Source organism: Streptomyces sp. NPDC057307 (assembly GCF_042667665.1).
In the GTDB taxonomy this organism is placed as follows: Bacteria; Actinomycetota; Actinomycetes; order Streptomycetales; family Streptomycetaceae; genus Streptomyces.
In genome coordinates, this window is sequence record NZ_JBHUZM010000021.1 from 38,739 (window position 1) to 62,660 (window position 23,922).

21 protein-coding genes are annotated in these 23,922 nt (G+C 72.3%); 11 read left to right on the forward strand and 10 right to left on the reverse strand.

The genetic code is table 11. The annotated features are described in order from the left end of the window. Positions 1-105 precede the first annotated feature (105 nt). On the reverse strand, positions 106-1,470 hold the full coding sequence (locus ACFUN8_RS11290; RefSeq protein ID WP_383634555.1) for a dipeptidase: 1,365 nt from the start codon (positions 1,468-1,470) through the stop codon (positions 106-108). 148 nt (positions 1,471-1,618) lie between these two features. Here ACFUN8_RS11290 and ACFUN8_RS11295 point away from each other — a divergent pair, with 148 nt between their 5' ends. The 3 genes from ACFUN8_RS11295 to ACFUN8_RS11305 all read left to right on the forward strand — a co-directional run bounded on the left by ACFUN8_RS11295 (position 1,619) and on the right by ACFUN8_RS11305 (position 5,395). Beyond that, complete coding sequence (locus ACFUN8_RS11295; protein ID WP_383634557.1) at positions 1,619-3,016, forward strand: geranylgeranyl reductase family protein; 1,398 nt, start codon at positions 1,619-1,621, stop codon at positions 3,014-3,016. A 472-nt stretch (positions 3,017-3,488) separates the two neighbouring features. Then, on the forward strand, positions 3,489-4,733 hold the full coding sequence (locus tag ACFUN8_RS11300; protein WP_383634559.1) for a sensor histidine kinase: 1,245 nt from the start codon (positions 3,489-3,491) through the stop codon (positions 4,731-4,733). Next, positions 4,730-5,395, forward strand: coding sequence for a response regulator (locus tag ACFUN8_RS11305; protein WP_383634561.1), 666 nt, complete (start codon positions 4,730-4,732; stop codon positions 5,393-5,395). The genes ACFUN8_RS11300 and ACFUN8_RS11305 overlap by 4 nt, the downstream gene beginning before the upstream one ends. 13 nt (positions 5,396-5,408) lie before the next feature. Here the strand turns inward: ACFUN8_RS11305 and ACFUN8_RS11310 are convergent, their stop codons facing one another. The 3 genes from ACFUN8_RS11310 to ACFUN8_RS11320 form a co-directional block, all read right to left on the reverse strand. Beyond that, a complete protein-coding gene (locus ACFUN8_RS11310; protein WP_383634563.1) occupies positions 5,409-5,780 on the reverse strand; it encodes an SCO4225 family membrane protein in 372 nt (123 codons plus the stop codon). A gap of 123 nt (positions 5,781-5,903) precedes the next feature. Continuing rightward, positions 5,904-6,728, reverse strand: a complete 825-nt coding sequence (locus ACFUN8_RS11315; RefSeq protein ID WP_383634565.1) for an aldo/keto reductase — start codon at positions 6,726-6,728, stop codon at positions 5,904-5,906. 91 nt (positions 6,729-6,819) lie between these two features. Next, the gene (locus ACFUN8_RS11320; protein WP_383634567.1) at positions 6,820-8,031 is read right to left on the reverse strand and encodes an MFS transporter; all 1,212 of its coding nucleotides are present in this window, start codon (positions 8,029-8,031) and stop codon (positions 6,820-6,822) included. A 143-nt stretch (positions 8,032-8,174) separates the two neighbouring features. Between ACFUN8_RS11320 and ACFUN8_RS11325 the strand changes: the two genes are divergently transcribed. Continuing rightward, a complete protein-coding gene (locus tag ACFUN8_RS11325; protein WP_383634569.1) occupies positions 8,175-8,639 on the forward strand; it encodes a MarR family winged helix-turn-helix transcriptional regulator in 465 nt (154 codons plus the stop codon). 47 nt (positions 8,640-8,686) lie between these two features. Here the strand turns inward: ACFUN8_RS11325 and ACFUN8_RS11330 are convergent, their stop codons facing one another. Then, a complete protein-coding gene (locus ACFUN8_RS11330; RefSeq protein WP_383634571.1) occupies positions 8,687-10,015 on the reverse strand; it encodes an MFS transporter in 1,329 nt (442 codons plus the stop codon). A gap of 76 nt (positions 10,016-10,091) precedes the next feature. Between ACFUN8_RS11330 and ACFUN8_RS11335 the strand changes: the two genes are divergently transcribed. The 5 genes from ACFUN8_RS11335 (at position 10,092) to ACFUN8_RS11355 (ending at position 16,173) form a co-directional block, all read left to right on the forward strand. Continuing rightward, on the forward strand, positions 10,092-11,306 hold the full coding sequence (locus ACFUN8_RS11335; protein WP_383634573.1) for an ROK family protein: 1,215 nt from the start codon (positions 10,092-10,094) through the stop codon (positions 11,304-11,306). Between the two features lie 147 nt (positions 11,307-11,453). Further along, positions 11,454-12,308 (forward strand): YhjD/YihY/BrkB family envelope integrity protein, encoded by an 855-nt coding sequence (locus tag ACFUN8_RS11340; protein WP_383634575.1) that lies wholly within the window; start codon positions 11,454-11,456, stop codon positions 12,306-12,308. A 168-nt stretch (positions 12,309-12,476) separates the two neighbouring features. Continuing rightward, complete coding sequence (locus ACFUN8_RS11345) at positions 12,477-12,812, forward strand: SHOCT domain-containing protein (RefSeq protein ID WP_383634577.1); 336 nt, start codon at positions 12,477-12,479, stop codon at positions 12,810-12,812. Beyond that, on the forward strand, positions 12,809-13,606 hold the full coding sequence (locus ACFUN8_RS11350) for an ABC transporter ATP-binding protein (RefSeq protein ID WP_383634579.1): 798 nt from the start codon (positions 12,809-12,811) through the stop codon (positions 13,604-13,606). Before ACFUN8_RS11345 ends, ACFUN8_RS11350 begins: the two co-directional genes overlap by 4 nt. Next, positions 13,603-16,173: an ABC transporter permease gene (locus tag ACFUN8_RS11355; RefSeq protein ID WP_383634581.1), complete on the forward strand. Its 2,571-nt coding sequence runs from the start codon at positions 13,603-13,605 to the stop codon at positions 16,171-16,173. The genes ACFUN8_RS11350 and ACFUN8_RS11355 overlap by 4 nt, the downstream gene beginning before the upstream one ends. Before the next feature lie 92 nt (positions 16,174-16,265). On the opposite strand, the gene ACFUN8_RS11360 is transcribed toward ACFUN8_RS11355, so the two are convergent. Together ACFUN8_RS11360 and ACFUN8_RS11365 are read right to left on the reverse strand one after the other, a co-directional pair. Beyond that, a complete protein-coding gene (locus ACFUN8_RS11360) occupies positions 16,266-16,841 on the reverse strand; it encodes an ATP-binding protein (RefSeq protein ID WP_383634583.1) in 576 nt (191 codons plus the stop codon). Between the two features lie 214 nt (positions 16,842-17,055). Beyond that, on the reverse strand, positions 17,056-17,373 hold the full coding sequence (locus ACFUN8_RS11365; RefSeq protein ID WP_383634585.1) for a hypothetical protein: 318 nt from the start codon (positions 17,371-17,373) through the stop codon (positions 17,056-17,058). Between the two features lie 256 nt (positions 17,374-17,629). On the opposite strand from ACFUN8_RS11365, the gene ACFUN8_RS11370 reads away from it, so the two are divergent. Beyond that, positions 17,630-18,739, forward strand: coding sequence for a PLP-dependent cysteine synthase family protein (locus tag ACFUN8_RS11370; protein ID WP_383634587.1), 1,110 nt, complete (start codon positions 17,630-17,632; stop codon positions 18,737-18,739). Positions 18,740-19,000: 261 nt separating this feature from the next. Continuing rightward, positions 19,001-20,395 carry an acetamidase/formamidase family protein gene (locus ACFUN8_RS11375; RefSeq protein WP_383634589.1) on the forward strand — a complete coding sequence of 465 codons (1,395 nt, stop codon included), beginning with the start codon at positions 19,001-19,003 and terminating at the stop codon, positions 20,393-20,395. A 120-nt stretch (positions 20,396-20,515) separates the two neighbouring features. Here ACFUN8_RS11375 and ACFUN8_RS11380 read toward each other — a convergent pair whose 3' ends face one another. The 3 genes from ACFUN8_RS11380 to ACFUN8_RS11390 form a co-directional block, all read right to left on the reverse strand. Then, positions 20,516-22,483 (reverse strand): hypothetical protein, encoded by a 1,968-nt coding sequence (locus ACFUN8_RS11380; protein WP_383634591.1) that lies wholly within the window; start codon positions 22,481-22,483, stop codon positions 20,516-20,518. 131 nt (positions 22,484-22,614) lie between these two features. Beyond that, entirely contained in the window at positions 22,615-23,088 is a 474-nt protein-coding gene (locus tag ACFUN8_RS11385) for an SRPBCC family protein (protein WP_383634593.1), read from the reverse strand. Further along, the gene (locus tag ACFUN8_RS11390) at positions 23,085-23,915 is read right to left on the reverse strand and encodes a DeoR/GlpR family DNA-binding transcription regulator (RefSeq protein WP_383634631.1); all 831 of its coding nucleotides are present in this window, start codon (positions 23,913-23,915) and stop codon (positions 23,085-23,087) included. Before ACFUN8_RS11390 ends, ACFUN8_RS11385 begins: the two co-directional genes overlap by 4 nt. Positions 23,916-23,922 lie beyond the last annotated feature (7 nt).

Genomic DNA, 23,922 nt, shown 5'->3' on the forward strand with positions numbered 1-23,922 from the left:
GCGGACTCCCGCGTCAGGGCCCGTGACCCACCCCGTGACCCACCCCGTGACCCACCCGGTGACCCACCCGCCGTCCCACCGGCCGTTCCGCGATGTGACGTTCCGTCAGGCTTGCTTCGACCGGGCGTAGTTGACCAGGAAGTGCGCCTCGGCCACGGACAGCCGCTCCAACTCCCGCGGCGACACACTCTCGTTGACCGCGTGGATCTGCGCCTCCGGCTCGCTCAGCCCGATCAGCAGGATCTCCGCGTCCGGGTACAGCGCGGCCAGCGTGTTGCAGAGCGGAATGGAGCCGCCCATGCCGGCGGTTTGCATCTCCTCGCCCGGGTAGGCGACGCGCATCGCCTCGGCCATCGAGGCGTACGCGGGGCTGGCGGTGTCCGCGCGGAACGGCTGCCCCTGCCCGACCTGTTCGACCGCGACGCGCGCGCCCCACGGGGTGTGCGCCTCGATGTGGGCGGTGAGCAGCTTCGTCGCCTCGGCGGCGTCCTGGCCCGGCGGCACCCGCAGACTGATCTGCGCGCGGGCGCTGGCCTGCAGCGACGGGGTCGCGCCCACGACGGGCGGGCAGTCGATGCCGATGACGGTGACCGCGGGCCGGGCCCAGACCCGGTCGGCGACGGTGTCCCGGCCGATCAGCCCGACACCGTCCAGCACCTTGGCGTCTTTACGGAAGTCGTCCTCGGGGTAGGCGAGTCCGTCCCAGTCGGCGTCGGCGGCCAGTCCGTCCACGGTCGTCGAACCGTCCTCGGACCGCAGCGAGGCGAGCAGGTGGATGAGCGCGGCGAGCGCGTCCGGCGCCGCACCGCCGAACTGCCCGGAGTGCAGGTTGCCTTCGAGGGTGTCGACCTGGACGCGCAGCATGGTCATCCCGCGCAGCGTCGCCGTGACCGTCGGCAGCCCGACCCGGAAGTTGCCCGTGTCACCGATGACGATCGTGTCGGCGGCCAGCAACTCCGGGTGCTCCTCGGCGTACCGCTCCAGACCGCCGGTGCCCTGCTCCTCCGAGCCCTCCACGATCAACTTGACACCCACCGGCACGCCGCCCGTCGCCTTGAGGGCACGCAGCGCCAGCAGATGCATCACAAAGCCGCCCTTGCAGTCGGCGGCGCCGCGTCCGTACCAGCGGCCGTCGCGCTCCGTCAGCTCGAACGGCGGAGTGGCCCAGGCGCTCTCGTCGAGCGGCGGCTGTACGTCGTAGTGCGCGTACAGCAGCACGGTCGGGGCCCCTTCGGGGCCGGGCAGGAAGCCGTAGACGGACTGGGTGCCGTCCGGGGTGTCGAGCGCCGCGACGTCCCTGAAGCCCTCGGCCCGCAGGGCGTCGGCGACCCATGCGGCGGCGGCCTCGCACTCGCTGCGGGGGAACTGCGCGGGATCCGCCACCGACCGGAAGGCCACCAGCTCCGCGAGTTCCGCCCGCGCGCGGGGCATCAGCGAAGCGACGGTTTCTGCGATCGGACTGACGGACATGGGCACGCTCCTGGCGGGTGCGACGTTGTGTGTTTGTGTGTGCGTCGAAGACAGGACCGATCCTCCCACAACGGACCGGGTCCGAAGGCGCCGTAGGATGCCGTGCGACAGCAAGGGCCACCGGTCGGATCAGGAGCAGAAGCACATCGTGAGCAGCGAGAACGCAGACGCCGGAAGTGAACCTGGAAGCGCGCCCGGGACTGGTCCTGAGGCCGTTCCCGAGACCGTTCCCGAGGCCGGTCCGGCGGGTGAGCACGACCGGTCGGTGTGGGATGTCGTCGTGGTCGGCGCGGGCCCGGGAGGAGCGTCCGCGGCCTACGCGGCGGCTGTCGCGGGCCGCCGCGTGCTGCTGCTGGAGAAGGCGGAGTTGCCCCGCTACAAGACCTGCGGAGGAGGCATCATCGGCCCCTCGCGCGACTCGCTGCCCCCCGGGTTCGAACTGCCCCTGCGCGACCGGGTGCACGCGGTCACGTTCTCGCTGAACGGCCGGCTGGCCCGGACCCGCCGCTCCCGGCGCATGCTCTTCGGGCTCATCAACAGGCCCGAGTTCGACGCGAGTCTGGTCGAGCACGCCCAGAAGGCGGGCGCGGTGCTCCGTACGGGCGCCTCGGTGTCCCGGGTCCAGCAGCACGGCCCGGCCGTGCCCGACCGCCGCACGGTCGCGGTGGTCCTCGCCGACGGCGAGACGATCCTGGCGCGCGCGGTCGTCGGCGCCGACGGCAGCGCGGGCCGGATAGGCGCTCATGTCGGGGTGAAGCTCGACCAGGTGGACCTCGGTCTGGAGCTGGAGATCCCGGTGCCCCCGACGGTCGCCGAGGACTGGGCCGGCCGGGTCCTCATCGACTGGGGCCCGCTGCCCGGCAGTTACGGCTGGGTGTTCCCCAAGGGCGACACGCTCACCGTCGGCGTCATCTCGGCGCGCGGCGACGGCGCCGCGACCAAGCGCTATCTGGAGGACTTCGTCGCCAAGCAGGGGCTGGCCGGGTTCGAGCCCGCGCTCTCCTCGGGCCATCTGACGCGCTGCCGCAGCGACGACTCGCCGCTCTCGCGCGGCCGGGTGCTGGTGTGCGGTGACGCGGCGGGGCTGCTGGAGCCGTGGACCAGGGAAGGCATCTCCTTCGCGCTGCGGTCGGGGCGGCTCGCGGGGGAGTGGGCGGTACGGATCTCAGAGGCGCACGACGCGGTGGACGCCCGCCGCCAGGCGCTGAACTACGCCTTCGCCATCAAGGCGGGTCTCGGTGTGGAGATGAGCGTCGGCCGCCGGATGCTCTCCGTCTTCGAACGCAGGCCGGGGATGCTGCACGCGGCGATCACCGGATTCCGCCCCGCCTGGAAGGCGTTCGCCGACATCACGCGTGGGGTGACGTCGCTGGGTGGTCTCGTACGGACACATCCGCTGGCCCGGCGCGCGCTCGACGTGCTCGACCGGCAGAAGGCGGGCGCCGCGCAGGGCGCGGAGAAGGGCCGACGGGAGCAGGAACGGGAACCGGCGCGGGACGACGACGACCGGGACAAGGACCAGAAGGACGGCGCGGTCACCACGTAGTCCGGTGTGTCCGGGGGCCGCCGCCAGGACCTTCACGCCCGGGGGACCCGGCGGTGCCTCCGCCGTTCTGGCCCGGTCCCCGGCCTCCCGCACGAGGTCCGTCCGTCGGCCGCCGTGTTCCCGCGCGGACCGCGGACTGCCGCCCGTCCGCCTTGGGCCGTATCCGCGAAGCAGCGCCGTCCGCCCGTGGGGCAGGGGTCCGGGGCCGCCATGTAGCGGCCGATCACACGGTGCCTCGCACGGCGGCGGATCGGCGGTGTCGACGGCCCGCGCGTCCCGTGCCGGTTCCGGCGACGCGGGGGCACCTCCCGTGCCCGAGGGGCTACGAGGTGAGGTTGCCGTCCGAGCGTCGCGGGCCCGGCGGACCGTGCGGACACAGCCGTGCCGGGCAGGGCGTACTCCGCCGGGAGTACGCGCGATCACCACGCCCGGCTGACGCCCGGGGCCCGTCGGCCGGTCTAGCGTGACGGGTATGGCAGAGCAGATCAGACGCACCGGATTCGGTCCCCCCTGGCTCAGGGGTGCGCTGGTGCCGGGCGCCGACGGGACCGGTGACGGGCCGGACCGCGGCGGGAAGTTGTCACGGCTGCCCTGGTTCACCAGTGTGCTGATCGCCGTCTTCGTCATGGTCGGTACGGGCTTCGCCGCGCAGGCGCAGCCCGACCGGGAACCCCTCGACGCGTTCGCCCGCGTCCTGCTGCTCGCCGGACCCGCGCTGCTTCTGCTGCGCCACCGGTACCCGGTCCGCTGCGTCTTCGGCGTCTGCCTGTCGGCGATGATCTACCTCGGGGCGGGCTACCCCTACGGACCGATCTTCATCACCGTCGCGGTCGCCTGCTTCGCCGCGATCGTCTCCGGACACCGCAAAGCGGCCTGGTGGGCGATCGGCCTTCTCTGGGCCGGCCATCTGCTCGTCGGCCATCTGCTCTACCGCGTCCTGCCGCCGAGCGGCGACGCCGCCGCGCCCTGGGGCCCCGAGGCGGGCGTCTCCGCCTGGGTGGTGGCCGTTCTCGTCGGCTCCGAACTGGTCAGGGTGCGCCGCGAGCAGTGGATCCACGACCGGGCGGAGCGCGCCGCCGCCGAGGCGCGCCGCGCCGACGAGGAGCGACTGCGTATCGCGCGCGAACTCCACGACGTGCTCGCCCACTCGATCTCGGTCATCAATGTCCAGGCGGGCGTGGGGCTGGCGCTGCTCGACTCCGATCCGGAACAGGCCCGCACCGCGCTCACCACCATCAAGGCCGCGAGCAAGGAGGCGCTGGGCGAGGTACGGCAGGTCCTCGACACGCTCAGGACCTCCGGCGACGCCCCCCGCACACCCGCGCCGGGCCTCGACCGGCTGCCCGAACTGGTCGAACAGGCGGCGGGCGCCGGTCTGACCGTCCAGCTCCAGAACGAGGGCGAGCCCGTCGCCCTGACACCCGGCGCCGATCTCGCCGCCTTCCGTATCGTCCAGGAAGCCCTCACCAACGTGGTGCGGCACTCCGGTTCCCGTACGGCGCGTGTCCGGGTCGGTTACGGCGCCGGCCTGCTCACCCTCCGTATCGACGACGCGGGACCGGCCACCGGCGACGAGGCCGGCGGCAGTGGCAACGGACTGGTCGGGATGCGCGAACGCGCGGCCGCCCTCGGTGGCACCATCGAGGCGGGTCCACGCCCGGACGGCGGCTTCCGCGTACGGGCCACCCTCCCCCTGAAGCCCAAGGAGACACCGTGATCCGTGTCCTGCTCGCCGACGACCAGTCATTGGTACGGGCAGGCTTCCGCGCCCTGCTCGACGCCCAGCCGGACATCGAGGTCGCGGGGGAGGCCGCCGACGGTGACGAGGCGCTGCGCAAAGTACGCGAACTCGCCCCGGACGTCGTCCTGATGGACATCCGGATGCCCGTGATGGACGGGCTCGACGCCACCCGCAGGATCACCGAGGACGGCGGCCTCGACCAGGTGAAGGTGGTCATGCTCACCACCTTCGAACTCGACGAGTACGTCTTCGAGGCGCTCCGCTCGGGCGCGTCGGGCTTTCTCGTCAAGGACACCGAGCCGGAGGAACTGCTGCGCGCCGTCCGGGCGGTGGTGGACGGCGACGCGCTCCTGTCGCCCGGTGTGACGCGGCGGCTGATCGCGGAGTTCGCCTCGCGCTCCAAGGCGCCGGCGGCCTCGGACGGACTCGGTGAACTCACCGAGCGGGAGCGGGAGGTGATGGCGCTCGTCGGGATCGGGCTCTCGAACGAGGAGATCGCCCGCAGGCTGGTCGTCAGCCCGCTCACCGCCAAGACACATGTGAGCCGCACGATGGTGAAGCTCGGTGCCCGTGACCGGGCCCAACTGGTCGTCAGGGCCTACGAGTCGGGGCTGGTACGGCCCGGCTGGCTGGGCTGACGAACCGTCACGATCACGCCTCGCGCGGAGCGCGCGCGGGACCGGTCCGGTCGCTCAGCAGCCGGACGAACGCCCCGATGGCCGCCGACTGGATGAGCACGGAGGCGATGAGCGCCACGTAGCCGAACGTGGACGACGAGGCGAACGACTCGCCGACCATCGATCCACCGGCGAGGAAGAGGAAGACGGTGGGCGCGGCGAGGAAGTACAGCCACACTCCCGCGAACGACGCGTCGTCGTGGTGCACGAACAGCGTGTCGACGGCGACGAATACCGCCGTCGCGGCGACCACGGCGAGGTAGATCCGCGAGGCCCGGTTGCCGTAGACCAGCCGGGCGGGGCCTTGGGCGAGCCGGACCAGTGCGTTCAGGCGTCCTGACTTCATGATGGGTTTCTCCCGTGTCGGTTGAGTTCCTCCATCGTGGGACGGGCCGAACGGATGTGCCTGAGTACGGCTACTCATCCGTCCCGGCCGCCCCCCCCCTGGACCCCGGTGCCGGCCTACGGGTCAGTTGAGGGTGTCCGGGTCCGGGCCCGTACGCATGCCCCGGTCCAGCGCGTCGAGCGCGTCGATCTCCCGCGCGTCGAGTTCGAAGCCGAAGACGTCGAGGTTCTCGTGGATCCGGGCCTCGGTGACCGACTTGGGGATGACCACGTTGCCGATCTGCAGATGCCAGCGGAGCACGACCTGCGCCGGACTCCTGCCGTGCCGCGCGGCGATCGTGGTGACCGCGTCGTTTTTGAGGACGGCGCCCTGGGCGAGCGGGCTCCACGCCTCGGTGGCTATGCCGTGGCGCGCGTGGAAGTCGCGCGACTCGCGCTGCTGGAGGCCCGGGTGGAGCTCGATCTGGTTCACGGCGGGCACGACCGAGGCGGCCCCGAGCAGGCGCTCCAGGTGGGCGGGCCGGAAGTTGGAGACGCCGATGGCGCGGGTACGTCCGTCGGCGTACAGCTTCTCCAGCGCGCGCCAGGTGTCGAGGTAGCGGTCCCGGGCCGGGGTGGGCCAGTGGATGAGGTAGAGGTCGACGTGGTCGAGGCCGAGCTTGTCCAGGGAGGTCTCGAAGGCGGCGAGCGTGGAGTCGTAACCCTGGTCTGCGTTCCACAGCTTGGTGGTGATGAACAGCTCGTCGCGGGCGATGCCGGAGTCGGCGAGCGCCCGGCCCACGCCGCGCTCGTTGCCGTAGATCACGGCGGTGTCGATGCTGCGGTATCCGGCCTTGAGGGCGGTGGCGACGGCGGCGGTGGTCTCCTCGTCGGGGACCTGGAAGACACCGAAGCCGAGCTGGGGCATGGTCACGCCGTTGTTGAGGGTGACGGTGGGGATGGCGGTCATGGGGTACTCACTTGTCCTTCTCTGTTTCTGTTCTTCTGCGCGGGTCGATCCCGCTGGTCGCCGGTGGGCGACGGGGGTGGGTCGCGTGCGGTCAGCGTCGCGCCGCGACGGACCGCCGGGCCGGAGCCGGAGCCGGAGCCGGAACCTCGGCCGGTACGGCGGCGCGGCGCTCCAGGGTGCTGGAGACCACGGCGAGGACCAGGGCCGAGGCGGCGAGGGCCGCGCCGACCCAGTTGGGCGCGGTGTAGCCGAATCCGGCGGCGATGACGACACCGCCGAGCCAGGCGGCGAGCGCGTTGCCGAGGTTGAAGGCGCCGATGTTGACCGCCGACGCGAGGGTCGGCGCGCCGTGCGCGTAGTCCAGTACGCGCTTCTGCAGCGGTGGCACCGTGGCGAAGCCGAGGGCTCCGATCAGGAACACGGCGACGGCGGCTGTCGCCTTGTTGTGCGCACCCGCCGTGAACAGGGCCAGGACCACGGTCAGACCGCCGAGCGCGGTGAAGAGCATCGGCATGAGCTTGCGGTCGGCGAACCTCCCGCCGATCAGGTTGCCCACGACCATGCCGAGACCGAACAGGACCAGGAGCCAGGTCACGGACGATTCCGCGTAGCCGGCGACCTCGGTCATCATCGGCGCTATGTAGGTGACGGCCGCGAAGACGCCACCGAAGCCGAGCACCGTCATCGCCATGGCCAGCAGCACCTGTACGTGCTTGAAGGCGGCCAACTCGTGGCGCAGCCGTACGCCTTCGGGCTTCGGCGTGTCGGGTACGAGCTTGGCCACGCCGACCAGGCCGACGACACCGAGCGCGGCGACGATGAAGAAGGTGACCCGCCAGCCGGCGCTCTGCCCGACGAAGGTGCCCAGCGGCACGCCGACGACATTGGCGACGGTCAGGCCGGTGAACATCATGGAGATGGCGCCGGCCTTCTTCTCGGGGGCGACCAGTTCGGCGGCGACGACGGAGCCGATGCCGAAGAACGCGCCGTGCGCCAGCGAGGCGACCACCCGGCCGATGAGCATGACCGCGAAGACCGGTGCGACGGCCGAGATGACGTTGCCCACGATGAACAGACCCATGAGCAGCATCAGCATGTTCTTGCGGGACATCCTGGTGCCGAGGGCCGTCATGAGCGGGGCGCCGACCATGACGCCGAGGGCGTATCCGGTGACCAGGAATCCGGCGTGGGGCACCGAGACGCCGAAGTCGGCGGCGACATCGGGCAGCAGACCCATGATGACGAATTCGGTGGTTCCGATACCGAAGGCCCCGATGGCGAGAGCCAGGAGCGCGAGGGGCATGGGTGTGGCCTTCCGAGGCGAAGTTGCGGTAGCTCTTTATGAGCGGCCACAATAATTGCACACGCGCGTTAATTGCAAGCGCGGTATAGTTGCGTACGCCTGGCCGGCCGCCGAAGGCTCTCAAGGAAGGACGCGTGACAACGATGACCGCAACCGACCCCGCGCTCACCGCCCTCGCCCAGGGCTGGTGCGCGCTGTCCCTGCTCCACGGCAGGATCGAGTCGCACGTCGAGCGCGCGTTGCAGGCCGAGCACGGCCTGAGCGTGCGGGAGTACTCGCTGCTCGACGTCCTCAGCCGCCAGCACGACGGCGAGGGCGGTCATCTGCAGATGAAGCAGGTCGCGGACGCCGTCGTCCTCAGCCAGAGCGCCACCACCCGGCTGGTCACCCGACTGGAGGACCGGGGTCTGCTCGCCCGCTACCTGTGCCCGACCGACCGGCGCGGCATCTACACCAACGTCTCCGCCACGGGCCTCGCCCTGCTGGAGCAGGCCCGCCCGACCAACAACGAGGCGTTGCGCGAGGCCCTCGACGCCGCCGCGTCGGAGCCCGACCTGGCCCCGCTCGTACAGGTCGTCAGGCGGATGCCGCAGCCGGTCGAGGTCTGAGGGCCCCTCCGTCCTCCGTCCCGCCCTGCTGCCGGATGTAGGCAGTCTCAGTGACGCGGAACGGCCGGTGCGTCGGCCGGTGCGTCGGCCGGTACGCCCGCTCGCGCCCGATCGGCCGGGACGTCCGTGGGGAGCGCCGGTTCGGGCGCCGAGAGGTTGCGCGCCGCGTACGCGATGAGCGCGGCCGTGGCGGCCAGCAGGGCGACGGTGGTCAGCGCGACGGGCAGGGAGAACCAGTCGGCGAGGAAGCCGATCGCGGGCGGCCCCAGCAGCATGCCGCCGTACCCCAGCGTGGACGCGGCGGCGACGCCGCTCGGACCCGCGAGCGCGCCCGCCCTGGCCACGGCCACCGGAAAGATGTTGGCGAGGCCGAGTCCCGTGACGGCGAAGCCGGCCAGCGCGAGCCAGGTCGTCGGCGCGAGGGCGCCGAGGAGCATGCCGAGCGAGGCGAGCAGGCCGCCGGCGACCAGCGTGCGGGTCTGACCGAGCCGTTCGAGCAGCGCCGTACCGGACAGGCGCCCCACCGTCATGGCGAGGGCGAAGAGGGAGTACCCGGCGGCGGCGAGCCCGGCGCCGGCGTCCAGGTCCTGGGCCAGATGCAGCGCGCCCCAGTCGGCGAGGGCACCTTCCCCGTACGCGGTGCACAGCGCGATCACGCCGAAGAGAACGACGAGCCGGCGCGTACGCCGGTCGAGCCGCCGGGGAGCCGGCGTCCCCTTCGAGGGGGCGGCGGGACCGGCTGCGGCGGGCACCGTGTTGCGCAGCAGCGAAGGACCGGCCAGTGCCGTGACGAGCAGGCCGACGCCGGTGAGGGCGAGAAGGTGCGTCGAGACGGACAGGCTGCCGGCCACCAGACCGCCGAGTCCCGCGCCCGCCATGCCTCCCAGGCTGAACGCGGCGTGGAAGCTGGACATCACGGGGCGGCGCAGTACGGCGACGAAGTCGACGGCCGCGCTGTTCATCGAGACGTTGAGTGAGCCGTACGCGGCACCGAAGACGAGCAGGACCAGGCCGAGCGTCAGCGCCGAGTGCGTCTGCGCGGGCAGGGCGATGCTCAGGGCCAGCAGCGGCATGCTGACCACGGTCACCGGATGGCTGCCGACCCGCTTGCACATCCGCCCCGTGAACATCATCGTCACCACGGCCCCGGCGGACACCCCCAGGAGGGCCAGACCGAGGTCGCTCGCCGACGCGCCGGTCTGCTGCTTGATGGCGGGGATACGGACCACCCAGCCGGCGAAGAGGAAGCCGTCCAGGGCGAAGAACACGGTCAGGCTGATACGGAGGCGGGCGAGGCGGGACAGCGAGGCGTCGGTGGCGGGATCTCCGCCGCGGCCCCCCGATATGGCCGTCCGGAGTTTGTTTAGGTTCGGCACAAAAGAAGGATAGGGGCTCGGGGCCGATCCGTACAAGACGGCGGTTCACCGCCGGGATCATGGGAGACTCACCCATATGAACGGCAAGGCGACGACGACCAGAACACGACTGGAGAGAGGCCGCAGCGCGCTCGGCCCCGCACTGGAACTGGTTCACACGGGCCGCGCGCCCACCCGCGCCGTGCTCACCACCGAACTGGGCGTCACCCGCGCGACAGCGGGCGCCGTCGCCGCCGAACTGGAAGCACTCGGCCTGATCCGGGTCGACTCCCGCCCCGGCGCCGCGGCCGGTTCCCAGGGCCGCCCCTCGCACCGCCTCTCCGTGGACGACACCGGCCCCGTGGTCCTCGCCGCCCAGGTGCACGCCGACGGCTTCCGCGCCGCCCTGGTCGCCCTCGGCGGCCGTACGGTCGCCACGGCGCCCGGCTCCGTGATCGTCTCCTCTGACCCCGCCCAGGTGCTCCGCGCCGTCGTCGCGGAGGGCGCCGCCCTCCTGCGCGAGAGCGGACGGCGCTGCGTCGGCGCCGGACTCGCCGTCCCGTCGGCGGTCGCCGAACCGGAGGGCACCGCGCTCAACCCGCTGCACCTCGCCTGGCCCGCGGGCGCCCCCGTACGCGCCCTCTTCGTCGAACAGGTACGCGCCGCCGGCATCGAGGGCCCCGCCTTCACCGGCAACGACGTCAACCTGGCGGCCCTCGCCGAACACCGGCACGGCGCGGGCCGGGGCGCCGGTCAACTCCTCTGTGTCGCCACGGGACATCGCGGTGTCGGCGGCGCGCTCGTCGTGGACGGCCGTCTGCACACGGGCAGTTCGGGGCTGGCGCTCGAAGTCGGCCATCTGACCGTCAACCCCGAAGGCAGGCCCTGCCATTGCGGCAGCCGCGGCTGTCTCGACGTCGAGACCGACCCGCTGGCGTTCCTCGACGCGGCCGGCCGGGACCCCGGCCCCGAGGTGTCGCTGCTCCAGCAGTCGCGCGACCTGCTCCGTACGGAGTACGCGGACCGGTCCGTACGCGCGGCGGCCGAGGAACTGATCGACCGACTCGGCCAAGGGCTCGCCGGACTCGTGAACATCCTCAACCCGGACCGTGTCATCCTCGGCGGCCTGCACCGCGAACTGCTCGACGCCGACCCGGCTCGGCTACGCGCCGTCGTCGCCGACCGCAGTCTGTGGGGCCGCAGCGGGAGCGTGCCGATCCTCCCCTGCACGCTCGACCACAACAGCCTCGTCGGCGCCGCCGAACTGGCCTGGCAGCCGGTCCTGGACGACCCCCTGGCCGCACTTGCCTGACGGTCCCGGCCCCGATCGCGCGGCCCGCCCGGACCCACCGCCCGGACCCACCGTCCGAACCCGCCGCGTGACCCATGCCCCGGCCCCACCACCCGTCCGGCCGCACCACGGACGGTCCGGCGCGTCATCGCGGGTAGGTCACCACCCATGACCGAGAAGCCGTCCGGCAGCGAGCCCCTGCCGCCCCCGCCACGCTGGTTCCAGCGCCTCGACCGGTGGCTGCGCGCCTCGCCGCTCGGGCTCACCTGGACCCGCGGGCGCGAGATGGAGCTGATGCACCGGGCCATGGGCTTCGCGGCGCTCGGATTTCTCACCCTCGTACCGGTGCTGGTGCTGGTCGCGGCGGCCCAGCCCGAGAGCGGCCACGGCTTCGCGCGCTGGCTCGGCCAGGCCATCGGCGTCACCCGCGAGTCCCAGCTGCAGGTCGAGCGGCTGTTCGGCGTGCCGGACACGGCACTCCAGCGCACCACCGCCTTCGGCCTCGCCGCGCTGGCCGTCTTCGGACTGACCTTCGGCTCCGCCGTCCAGACCGGCTACGAGAAGGTCTGGGACCTGCCCACCGCGCGCTGGCACACCATGTGGCGGCATGTCGTCTTCCTCGCCGTGCTGGTCGCCGCGCTGCTCGGCTTCGTCAACACGCCCTCCCCCTCCGGCGACATCACCGGCCCGCTCACGGTCATCGTGATCGACGTCATCGGCACGTTCCTGTTCTTCTGGTTCGCCCAATGGGTCCTGCTCGGCGGGCGCGTCCGCTGGGACGCGCTGCTGCCGGGCGCCGTCGCCACCACTCTCGGCCTGCTCGGTCTGCGGGGCTTCTCGCAGCTCGTCTTCTCGCCGCTGATCGCCTCCAGCGCCGTCACCTACGGCCCGTTCGGGACCGTCCTGGTCCTTCAGTCCTGGCTCGTCGGTGTCGGATTCGTCGTCTACGGAGGGGCGCTGGTGGGCCGTCTCGCCCACGAAGGCCGGGTGTTCCGCCGGCTGAAGGACCTCGACGAGAGCTGACTCCCTCCGTTCGGCCCACCGGGGGAGCAGCCGGGCAGGGCCCGCGTACTCCCCGCGAGGTACTCGTACTGCCGCTGGCCGTACGACGACCCGGACCCCCTTCCCGCGCGACTCTCGGAAGCGACGGAGAAAGACGGAGAAGAGTCGCGAACCGAGGAGTTGACCGAGATGAACACCTTCGCCGACAGTGGCGGACCCGGCCCCTGGATCCTGCTGTTCCCGATCGTCTGGGCAGCGGTGATCGTCGGTGGCATCACCCTCCTGCGCCGCACCGTCCGGCGCGGACGCCGGGGCGGACCCCCGTGGCGATCCGGCGGTTTCGGGCGCGACGCGCGGGACGCCCGGGACGTACGGGAGACGGCCGACACGCACCACGCGCAGTCACCGATCGCCCTGCTGGGCCGCCGGTTCGCCGCCGGTGAGATCGACGAGGACGAGTACTGGCGCCGGCTGTCCGTCCTGGACGAGCAGTTCGGCCGTACGGGCAAGGGCGGTGCCGCGTGAGCACCACCAAGGCGGCCACCGCCACCGCCGGCCCCAACGTCGCCCGGGTCGTCGACGCCGTGAAGGTCTACGGCAGGGGCGACACGGAAGTGAGGGCCCTGGACGGGGTGAGCGTCGACTTCCCGGTCGGCCGCTTCACCGCGATCATGGGGCCCTCGGGCTCCGGCAAATCCACACTCATGCACTGCGCGGCCGGACTCGACACACTCACCTCCGGCGCCGCGCTCATCGGCGACACCGACCTGAGCACGCTGGACGACCGCGGACTGACACTGCTGCGCCGCGAACGCGTCGGCTTCGTCTTCCAGGCGTTCAACCTCATCCCGACCCTCACCGTCGCCGAGAACATCACCCTCCCGATGGACCTCGCCGGCGCCCCGCGCGACGACGAGTGGTACGACGCCCTCATCGACACCGTCGGGCTGCGCGACCGCCTGCACCACCGGCCCGGCGAACTCTCCGGCGGCCAGCAGCAACGTGTCGCGGTGGCCCGCGCCTTCGCGGGCAGCCCCGACGTCGTCTTCGCGGACGAGCCGACCGGCAATCTCGACTCGCGCTCCGGCGAGGAGGTCCTGCGGCTGCTGGGCGGCACCGTACGCCGTACGAACCGCACGGTCGTGATGGTCACGCACGACCCGGTCGCCGCCGCCCACGCCGACGAGGTCGTCTTCCTCGCCGACGGACGGCTCGTGGACCGGATGACGGACCCGACGGCCGAGCGCGTGCTAGACCGGCTGAAAGCCTTCGACACCACGACGAACATCACCCCCGCGACCCAGGGGGCGCGGTCATGAGCGGGACACGCGCCTCGCTGCGTATCAGCGTCTCCTCGCTCCGCGCGCACAAGCGGCGCTTCGCCGGGACCTTCACCGCCGTCCTGCTCGGCGTGGCCTTCCTGACCGGCACCCTCGTCATGGGCGACACCCTGCGCGGCAGCTTCGACACCATGTTCGGCGAGGCCGCGGGCGGCACCGACGCCGTCGTCCGCGGCGCCGACGTCGTGACCGTGCCCGGTGACGCGCTCGGCACCCGCGAACCGGTCGACACCGCCCTGATCGAGCGGATCGAGAAGGTCCCCGGCGTCGCCGCCGTCGCACCCAGGATCGAGGGCGCGGGACAACTCGTCGGCTCCGACGGCGAACCCGTCGGCGGCCAGGGCCCGCCCACCGTCGCCGGCAACTGGATCGACGACGCCCGGCTCAACCCCTACCGGCTCGCCGCCGGACGGCTGCCGCGGAAGAGCGGCGAGGTCGTGCTCAACCGGGGCGCCGCCGAGGCGGGCAAGCTGGAGATCGGCGACACCACCGTGCTCCGCACGCCTGACCCCGTACGCGTGACGGTCGTCGGACTCGCCACGTTCGGCGGCGAGGACGGCATGGCCCAGGTCACCTACACGGGAATGACCAGGGCCGACGCGGAGAAGTACCTCATGCCCAAGCCCGGCGAGGCGTCGAGCATCCAGGTGCGCGCCGGCCCCGGCACCGGCCAGAAGGAACTCGTGGACTCCCTCCGCACCGTCCTGCCGTCCGGCGTGGAGGCGATCACCGGACAGCGGTCCGCCGACGAGAACCAGGAAATGATCTCCGGACAGTTCCTGAGCCTGTTCACCACACTGCTGCTCGTCTTCTCCGGCATCGTGCTGCTCGTCGCGACCTTCTCCATCCACAACACCTTCGCCATCGTCGTGGCCCAGCGCACCCGCGAGAACGCGCTGCTGCGGGCCCTCGGCGCCTCCCGGCGCCAGGTCGTGGGCGCCACGCTCGCCGAGGCGACCGTCGTCGCGCTGGTCGCCTCGGCCGTCGGACTCCTCGGCGGCATCGGCGTCGCCGCCGGGATGCGGGCCCTGTTCCCGGTCATCGGATTCCCCTTCCCCGAGGGGGCGTTGGTGATCAGCGGGCTCTCGATGCTGCTGCCGCTCGCCGTCGGCGTGGTCGTCTGCCTCGGCTCGGCGCTCCTGCCCGCCGTACGGGCCGGGCGCACCGCACCCCTGGCCGCGCTGCGCGAGACGGCCGTCGACGACTCGGCCGCCTCCAGGACCAGAGCCGTCGTCGGTACGGTGCTCGGCCTGGCCGGGATCGCCACGATCCTGGTCGGCGTGTTCGCCGCACCGTCCCTCGTGCTCGCCGGAACGGGAGCCGTCCTCGCACTCGCCGCCTTCGTGGTACTCGGCCCGGTGGCCTCCTCCTACGCCGTGAGGCTCCTGGGCGGGCCCCTGGACCGGCTGCGCGGTGTCTCGGGCGCCCTGGCCAGACGCAACGCCCTGCGCAGCCCCAAGCGCACGGCGGCGACCGCCACCGCGCTGATGATCGGCGTCGCCGTGGTGTCCCTGTTCACGGTCTTCGGCGCCTCGCTCAAGGCCACCATGGACCAAACGGTGTCCCGTTCCTTCGCCGGGGACCTCGCGGTCAGCGTGCCTGCGTTCGGCGGCGGTGGCAGCGGGCTGAGCCCCAGACTGACGCCCGCCCTGGCCGAACTCCCCGAAGTGGGCTCGGCCGTGGGGCTCGGCAGGGGAGTGGCGAAGGTCGACGGGGACGGCCGTCAACTGACCGTCACCGAACCGGCCGCGCTCGCCGAGGGATTCGAACTCGGGTCAGTGGACGGCTCGTTCGACGGATTCGGCACCAAAAACATCGCCGTGTCGCGGTCGCAGGCCGACGACCGGAAGCTGAGCACCGGCGATACGACACAACTCACCTTCACCGACGGCCGGAAGGAGACCTTCACGGTCAAGGCGGTCTTCGAGCGGTCCGAACTCGCCGGCGACTACGTCATCACCCGCGCGGCCTGGGCCCCGCACCGTACCCAGGACGCGGACACACTCGTCTCCGTCACCTTCGAGGACGGGGTGCCCGCCGCCGAGGCCAGGGCCGCCGTGGAGAGGACGGCGGCGACGTTCGGCGATCCGGACGTCCAGACGCGCGACGAGTACGCGCGGACCTCCGCCGGAGCCATCGACATGATGCTCACCCTGATCTACGCGCTGCTCGCCCTCGCCGTGGTCATCGCGCTCCTGGGCATCGCCAACACCCTCACCCTCGCCGTCCACGAACGCACCAGGGAACTGGGCCTGTTGCGCGCGGTCGGCCAGACCAGGGCGCAGCTGCGGGCGATGGTCCGCTGGGAGTCCGTGCTGGTGGCCGCGTTCGGTACGGCGGGCGGACTGGCACTCGGCGGGCTGCTCGGCTGGGTCGTCGTCAAGGCGTCCGAGGGCGCGGGGGACACGGCCTTCGCCTTCGCCGTGCCGCCGGTGCAGCTGGTACTCGTCGGCGTGGTCGGGCTGACGGCCGGTGTGATCGCGGGCTGGCGGCCCGCGCGCAGGGCGGCCCGCCTGGACGTGCTGCGCGCCATCGCCACCGAGTGACGTGGTGGCGCCGGGCTCGGTCGCGCCGTGACGCGGTGGTGCCGTGACGCTGTTGCGCCGTGACGCGCCGGGGCAGGGCGCCCCCCGCCCGGTCAGCCGACGACGGCTGACCGGGCGGCGGTATGTTCGCGCTTCCCGGCCACGGCGCGGATGCCCGCGAAGGGACCGTCCGCGAAGGGGCCGGACGAGAAGGGACCCGACGAGAAGGAGGGGCCCGTGAAGGGGCCGTCCGTCGTCGCGCCGTACAGCGGATGCCGGGGCGGAGCGGCGCTCGACGGGGCGGGAAGCGTGAACCAGATGACCTTCCCCGTGTCACCCTCCGCGCGTGCGCCCCAGCTCTCGCTGACCGCCTCGATCAGGGCGAGACCGCGCCCGCACATGTCGAGCGGGTCGGCCTCCTTGACGGTCGGCAGGCGCGGATCGTGGTCGTGGACCGCGACCGTGAGCCGGTCGAGCAGGAGTTTGATGTCGACGGTGCACATCTTGTCCGGCTGTGCGTGCCGGTGGACGTTGGTCAGCAGCTCGGTGACACCGAGCGCCGCATGGTCGATGAGTGGGTCGAGCTGCCAGTAGCGCAACTGCGCGGAAACGATTCTGCGGACCTGGCGGATCCGCGACGGCAGGGCCTGGAGCTCCACCGTGCACTGCCTGCTCGGCTGGCTGATCACGGCTGCGACTCCCCGATTGAGGTCCGGAAGAAGGCATGGATCACATCCAGCAGCTCACTCGCGAGCTCGCTGCTGTCTTGCCCGGCGGGGCTGGATCGCAGCGTCACCACCGGTTCACCCTGAGTGATGTACACCAGAGTGAACCACGCGGTACGGGACCGCAACTCGCGCGCCGTGACCGCCCCGGCTCCGGGGCAGGCCACGGCGCCCGGCGTCAGGTCTTCGCCGTACTCGCCCTGCGTACGGTCTCCAGGAAGCGCCCGGCCAGCAGCCGGCCCTCCGGTCGGTGGCCGTCCCCGCCCATGGTCAGCCGGTAGCGCTTGCCGTTCACGGTCGCCACCGTGCTGTCGTCACCCCGGAACCACGGCCTCGCCGCCTGCACCGCCCGTAGGGGCGCACTGTCGATGACCCGTCCGTAACTGGTCAGAAGCGCCAGTCTGCCGTCCTGGATGAGCACCCGGCCCGCTTTGGTGAGCGAGCGGGGCCAGCGCTCTATCTCGACGCCGCTCGCGCTGAACTCCGGTTCCGCCACGGCTGATCCGCCCCCTTCGTGCTGTTCCCTGTAGGGAAGTCTGCACAACTCGACGCGCGGACGCCAGAGCGACTTCCCCGCCAGCCCCTGACGACACGTCACGACCCTTCACCACCGTCGCCGGACGCCCGGCGAGCCTCGCGTCCAAGGCGCGGCTATGGATACCCAAAGGCACGGTTTGCGCAGGTCGAGGGCTTACTGTTGCGCCGGGACACGAGCCCCGGCACGGGAACGGGCGGGACGAGGGACGGCGCGCATGACGGAGCAGCAGCAGACCATCGACGTCAACCGCGGCGACCCCGCGTACCGTGCCTGGCTCAAGGAGGCCGTACGCAAGGTCCAGGCCGACGCCAACCGCTCGGCCGACACCCACCTCCTGCTCTTCCCGCTGCCGGAGAGCTGGGGCATCGACCTGTATCTGAAGGACGAGTCCACCCACCCGACCGGCAGTCTCAAGCACCGCCTCGCCCGCTCGCTGTTCCTGTACGGGCTCTGCAACGGCTGGATCCGCCCCGGAAAGCCGGTCATCGAGGCGTCCAGCGGCTCGACAGCGGTCTCGGAGGCGTACTTCGCGAAGCTGATCGGTGTCCCGTTCATCGCGGTCATGCCGCGCACCACCAGCCCCGCGAAGTGCCGGCTCATCGAATTCCACGGCGGGAGCTGCCACTTCGTGGACGACTCGCGCAGGATGTACGAGGAGTCGGCGAACCTCGCCGCCGAGACCGGCGGCCACTACATGGACCAGTTCACGTACGCGGAGCGGGCCACCGACTGGCGCGGCAACAACAACATCGCCGAATCGATGTACCAGCAGCTGAGGTTGGAGCGCTACCCGGAGCCCGCGTGGATCGTGGCGACGGCCGGCACCGGCGGCACGTCGGCGACCGTCGCCCGCTATGTGCGCTACATGCAGTACGACACCATGGTCTGCGTCCCGGACCCGGAGAACTCCTGTTTCTTCGACGGCTGGACCCGCCGCGACCCGCAGGCGTGCAGTGACCGCGGCTCACGGATCGAGGGCATCGGCAGACCCCGCATGGAGCCGAGCTTCGTGACCGGAGCCATCGACCGGATGATGAAGGTGCCGGACGCGGCGAGCATCGCCGCCGTACGCGTCCTGGAGCGCACCATCGGCCGGAAGGCGGGGGGTTCGACGGGCACCGGGCTGTGGAGCGCGCTGAGGATCGTCTCGGAGATGGTGGCCGACGGCCGCAAGGGCAGTGTGGTGACGCTGATCTGCGACCCGGGCGACCGCTACCTCGACAAGTACTACTCCGACGACTGGCTCGCCGCGCAGGGCATCGACATCGCGCCGTACACCGCGACGATCGAGGACTTCCTGCGGACGGGCGTCTGGCCGGACTGAACGGCGCGGCGTAGAGCGGCCCGGCACTGAACGGCACTGAACGGCACGCGGCTCTCTGTTTCCCCGGGGTTTCCGGGACGCCCGGGACCGGCGCGCGTTGTTGCGCCCCGGTAAGAAGATCGCGACGTTCGCTCGCGACCGCTGACGCGCCCGCGAAGCCTCCGTACAGTCACTCCGCACCGGCCGGACCACCCCTCCGGACCTGGCCTTTCGCCCGCACGATCACCGTGCCGGAGGCCGCCCCGGACCACAGGAGACCCCATGAACGCCCCCGCCTTCGACCCGGGCGACGCCAGGAGGACCCTCGTCGCGGCCCTCGGGCGCCGCGGCTTCCTGCGCGCCGCCACCGCCGTGACAGCCTCCTCGTCGGCGGCGGTGGCCCTCTCGCCGGGGCAGGCGCGGGCGACCGGGTCCGACAGGGCCCCCACGACCACGACCCCGTTCCCGAAGGAGATCCTCCACCCCGGCAGGGGAGCGGTCCACGGCAAGCACTACCTGCCGTCGCTCCCGGACCAGATCCGCTGGGGATACGTTCCCGCGCTCGACGCGACGCCGGTGCTGCGGATGCGTTCCGGGGAGACGGTGACCGTCGACTCGCTCTCCCACGAGGGCCTGCTGGAGGACCAGGGACGGGACCCCGTCGCCTACTTCGCCGGCCACGGCGTGCGCGCCGACCGGGTGCTCCGCGACGCGATCGCGGTGGCCCGCGACTACACGAGGAGTCCGCGCGACTTCGACGTCGACGGCCCGCACGTCGTCACCGGCCCGATTCACGTCAAGGAGGCGCGGCCCGGCGACGTACTGAAGATCGACATGCTGTCCATCCTCCCGCGCGTGCCCTACGGCGTCGTGACGAGCCGCCACGGCAAGGGCTCCCTCGCCCGTCAGTCCGACGGCTCGGCCCCGGCCGGGACCACCCTCGGCGAGGTCATGCCGCCGGTGTCGACGGACGGCCGGCCCGACGAGGACCCCGCCGACTACGGGAACGTCTCGCACTTCACGCCGGTCCGCCGGGGCAAGGGCAAGGCCCTCAACGGCGTGCTGCCGATGGGCGGTTCGGGTGAGGTGGCGTTCCCGCTCAACCCCCACATGGGCATGATGGGCGTCGCCTACGCGGCCGGGGACACGCTCACCGCGCCGCAGCTCAACTCCATACCGCCGACCCTCGGGGGCGGCAACATCGACATCAACCTCCTTACCCAGGGCGCCACTTTCTACCTTCCGGTCTTCGCCGAGGGCGCGCTGTTCTACACCGGCGACCCCCATATGGCCATGGGCAACGGCGAGGTGGCGCTCACCGCGATGGAGGGTTCCCTGCGCACGACCTTCCGGCTGACCGTGTGCGAGCGGGGCTCCGGCGACGCCCCGTCCGTCGCCTTCACCTACCCCTTCGCCGAGACGCCCGACGCGTGGGTGCCGGTGGGCCTGTCCGACCCCGACGGCATCCGGAACGGCCAGGTCGGCGATCTCGACATCGCCATGCGACGCGCCGTGGTCAACGCGCTCGACTTCCTCCGGAACGACCTGGGCATGAGCCGTTCGGTGGCGTACGCCTATCTCTCGGCAGCCGCGGACTTCCAGGTGTCGCAGGTGGTGGACCGTACGGTCGGCGTACACGGAGTGATCAGGAAGAGCCACTTCGACGACAGGCACTAGCTGTCTGTACCGCGATCCCGCTCGTCTCGCCGACCGACTCGGCCGACGCGCCACACCGTGGCCGTCGGCGACGGTCCGGTCAGCGTGTCCGCGACGTACAGCCCCTCGGGCGCGGGGCGTTCAGCGTACGGCGGGGAGTGGTGCGCCGTCGGTCAGTCTTCCCGTCAGGTTCACGGAGCTGTCCCGGGGTGCCCGGACCGCCAGCGTCCTGGCCCGTTCGTCCGCCCGGACCGCGCCCGTGGCGGTGATCCGTGTGACGTCGCGGCTGCCCGCCGCCAGCAGGAACCAGGTGCCCGAGGGTGCCCGCCAGTGCGTCCCGGCCAGTACGTGCTGGCCGAACCTGCTGCACGACGCCGTGTCCCGGTCCTCGGCCACCACCGTGCCCGGTTCGACGGGCGACGAGGCGGGCTGCTGGAACTGCACCATGATCCGGCCGGGGCCGCGCCAGGAGTCGGCCCGGGTGCAGACCCACGTCGACCGCGCGCCGGTCTCCGGCAACTTCTGCTCGGCGAAAGCCCAGTTGTTGACCGCCCGTACGCCGGATCCCCGCAGGCTCCTGAGCGAGCACGCCGTACGTGCCCAACTGACCAGCGCCGTATCGCCGGTGGCCTCACGCGGCTGACGCGCGGGCGCGCCGGCGCCCGGCAGCGGGGTGTACGTCAGATGCGCGGGCGAGAGGTCCCCGAGATCGGTGACGAGGAACGCGTGCCGCTCCACGATCTTCTCCGAGGAGCGCAGTCGCAGCACCGGCCAGGACGAGCAGCTTTCGCCTGTCGGCGGCGCCGGCACCGGACCGGTGACACCGTCCTTCGAGACGTCGAGGTCCCCGGCGGGCGTGTCGGGCGCGAGCAGGTCCCGGGTCGTGGACTCGGCGATCCACGGCGCGAGGACATAGCGCACACCGTCCGGACGACGGCTCACGACCACGGCCGCCGCCGTCGTCACGTCGGCGTCATCCGTACGGGCGAAGTCCAGGGCCCGCGCCCCGTCGCCCGACAGCGGCTCGGCGTACCGCGCCACCCGCTGACCGTCGTGCAGCAGGACCACCGCGGCGCCGTCGACCTCGCCCGCGTACAGCAGTCGTGGCGGCTGCGTGGGCGGCACCGTGGCCGTTCCCGTGGTCGCCGAGACCCGGACCGCCGGGCCCGGCCTGCCCCAGACCCGCAGCGCCCGCTCCAGCAGTGCCGCGTCGCCGGTACGGTCGCCGCGCGCCGGCCAGACGGAGAAGTCCACCCGCGAGGTGTCGGACCAGGCGTCGTCGTCCGCCCGCTCCAGAAGCGCCGGGTCCAACGCCCGCGCCAGGGCCGCGCCGTCGGCCCTGCCCGCGACGGCCGGCGGCTCCGGCCCGTCGTGGTCCGGGATGGCCAACAGCACCGTGCCCGCCAGCGCCACGACCACGACCGCCGCGCCGGCCACGCGCGCACGGTGCCTGCGCCGCAGCAGGTCCGTCGGCCGGGTCTGCACCGTGCAGGGGTCGAACTCCGGTGCGCCCAGCAGCGCTTCGGTCCGCCCGCCACGCTCCGACGCCAGCCGTTCGGCGGTCCGCAGGGCGCCCGCCGGGTCCCGTACCCCGGCCGCCGTCAGCAGCGCGCGGACCTCGGCCGGCTCCATGCCCTCCAGCACGCGCAGCGCCAGCGCGGCACGGGCGGCCGATCCGACGGCGAACAGCGCTTGGTCCAGGGCCAGTTCCTCGCTGCCGCCGGCGCGCGGGAACAGCCGCAGCCCCGCGACGGCGGGCAGCCGCGGCAGCCGCCGGGAGACGAACGCGCGCCAGTTGCGGGGCCGGCCGTCCCGGTCCAGTGCGTCCCGGACGACCCGTTCACGTATCCAGGCGAACGCGGCACCCGTCGTGCCGCGCTGCGCGGGCACGGGGGAGGACACGGCACCCTTGCGCGACCGGGGCAGGACGCGCTGGACCACCGCGTGCGCCGCCAGAACCCGCCGGTGGCGGCCGAGACGTGGCGGGAGGGTGAGGTAGGCCAGCCGTACGAGCCGTGGATAGTGCTCGACCAGGGCGGCCTCCGCCTCGTCGACGCCGGGGCGCTTCCCAGGCAGGGTGTCGTCGGTCGCTCGCCGGTGTGTCGGCATCGGGCTCTGCCCTTCCGAGGTGCGGATGCGCGGTCACTCGACGGGGAAACGAGTGAATCGTGCGAACGTCACACCGGACGTACGGGCGGCACTCGGACAACTGCCCGACCGTTCACGGGAATCGAGCGCGCTCAGCGCCCCTGACCACGCAGAAGACCGTCGACGACCCGGCCGAAGACGACACGTCCCGTCCGCGCGGTCACCCGGTCGAGGAAGCGCGGCAGGAAGCCGACACGCAGCTCCTCCGCCCAGCACACCACCGTGCGACCCTCGGGCGGCGACGCCGATGTCGTTGCAGGTGCCGTCTCCGTGATCTCGATCTCGGCCCAGCCCGTGATCACACGGCCACGCTTCTCCAGCCGGCAGCGCCCGGGACGCCCCGCCCCGGGCGGCTCCCACCGCACGATCTCCATCGGATCGTCGAACCCCGCCCGCCCGAGTCCGGTACGCGCCACGAACACCGTCCCGGTCCCGGTCGGCCCCGGTGTCTCCACCACGATCCGCGTCAGCGGCACCCGGCGCCCGTGCGCCGGCCAGTCGGTGATCCGCCGCCACGCCTCGTCGGCGGGCAGCGCGGTACGGCGTACGACACGGAAGACGCTCACTCGCCGGCCGATTCCCCGGCGACCACCAGTCCGGGCAGATGCTCCATGATCTCCTCACGCGCCTCGGGCGACAGCCCCGCGTCCGTGACCAGGGTGTCGACCTGGTCCAGCGTCGCGAACGAACTCAGCCCCACCGTCCCCCACTTGGTGTGGTCGGCGACCACCACCACCCGGCGCGCGGAGCGTACGAAGCGGCGGTTCGTCTCCGCCTCCGCCAGATTCGGCGTGGACAGACCCGCCTCGGCGGAGATCCCGTGCACACCCAGGAACAGCACGTCGAAGTGGAGCGAGCGGATCGCCTGGTCGGCGACCGGGCCGACCAGTGAGTCCGACGGCGTACGGACCCCACCCGTGAGGACCACGGTGGCCGCGCCCGCGCGCTGACCGCCCGACGTACCGGCGGGCCGCGCGGCGTGGAACACGTCGGCGACCCGTACCGAGTTCGTCACCACCGTCAGATCGGGCACGTCCAGCAGATGGTGCGCCAGGGCGTACGTGGTGGTGCCACCCGACAGCGCGATCGCCCGGCCGGGCACGGCCATGGCGGCGGCCGCCCGCGCGATGTCCTCCTTCGCGCTCAGCTCCAGCTCCGACTTGGCCTCGAAACCCGGCTCGTGCGTGCTCGCCTCCACCACCGGGACGGCGCCGCCGTGCACCTTCTCGATGACACCGAGCCGGGCGAGCGCGTCGAGGTCCCGGCGGACCGTCATGTCGGAGACGTTGAGTTTGCGCGTCAGCTCGTTGACCCGGATACCGCCGCGCCGCCGTACCTCGTCGAGGATCAGGGCCCGTCGCTGTTCCGCGAGGAGGTTCTGGTTGTCGCTCACCACCGGG

Bases quoted from the DNA above. Each gene is read 5' to 3' on its own strand.
- ACFUN8_RS11290 (WP_383634555.1), bottom strand. From the start codon at position 1,470: ATGTCCGTCAGTCCGATCGCAGAAACCGTCGCTTCGCTGATGCCCCGC.
- ACFUN8_RS11300 (WP_383634559.1), top strand. From the start codon at position 3,489: ATGGCAGAGCAGATCAGACGCACCGGATTCGGTCCCCCCTGGCTCAGG.
- ACFUN8_RS11310 (WP_383634563.1), bottom strand. From the start codon at position 5,780: ATGAAGTCAGGACGCCTGAACGCACTGGTCCGGCTCGCCCAAGGCCCC.
- ACFUN8_RS11315 (WP_383634565.1), bottom strand. From the start codon at position 6,728: ATGACCGCCATCCCCACCGTCACCCTCAACAACGGCGTGACCATGCCC.
- ACFUN8_RS11320 (WP_383634567.1), bottom strand. From the start codon at position 8,031: ATGCCCCTCGCGCTCCTGGCTCTCGCCATCGGGGCCTTCGGTATCGGA.
- ACFUN8_RS11325 (WP_383634569.1), top strand. From the start codon at position 8,175: ATGACCGCAACCGACCCCGCGCTCACCGCCCTCGCCCAGGGCTGGTGC.
- ACFUN8_RS11335 (WP_383634573.1), top strand. From the start codon at position 10,092: ATGAACGGCAAGGCGACGACGACCAGAACACGACTGGAGAGAGGCCGC.
- ACFUN8_RS11340 (WP_383634575.1), top strand. From the start codon at position 11,454: ATGACCGAGAAGCCGTCCGGCAGCGAGCCCCTGCCGCCCCCGCCACGC.
- ACFUN8_RS11345 (WP_383634577.1), top strand. From the start codon at position 12,477: ATGAACACCTTCGCCGACAGTGGCGGACCCGGCCCCTGGATCCTGCTG.
- ACFUN8_RS11355 (WP_383634581.1), top strand. From the start codon at position 13,603: ATGAGCGGGACACGCGCCTCGCTGCGTATCAGCGTCTCCTCGCTCCGC.
- ACFUN8_RS11370 (WP_383634587.1), top strand. From the start codon at position 17,630: ATGACGGAGCAGCAGCAGACCATCGACGTCAACCGCGGCGACCCCGCG.
- ACFUN8_RS11375 (WP_383634589.1), top strand. From the start codon at position 19,001: ATGAACGCCCCCGCCTTCGACCCGGGCGACGCCAGGAGGACCCTCGTC.
- ACFUN8_RS11380 (WP_383634591.1), bottom strand. From the start codon at position 22,483: ATGCCGACACACCGGCGAGCGACCGACGACACCCTGCCTGGGAAGCGC.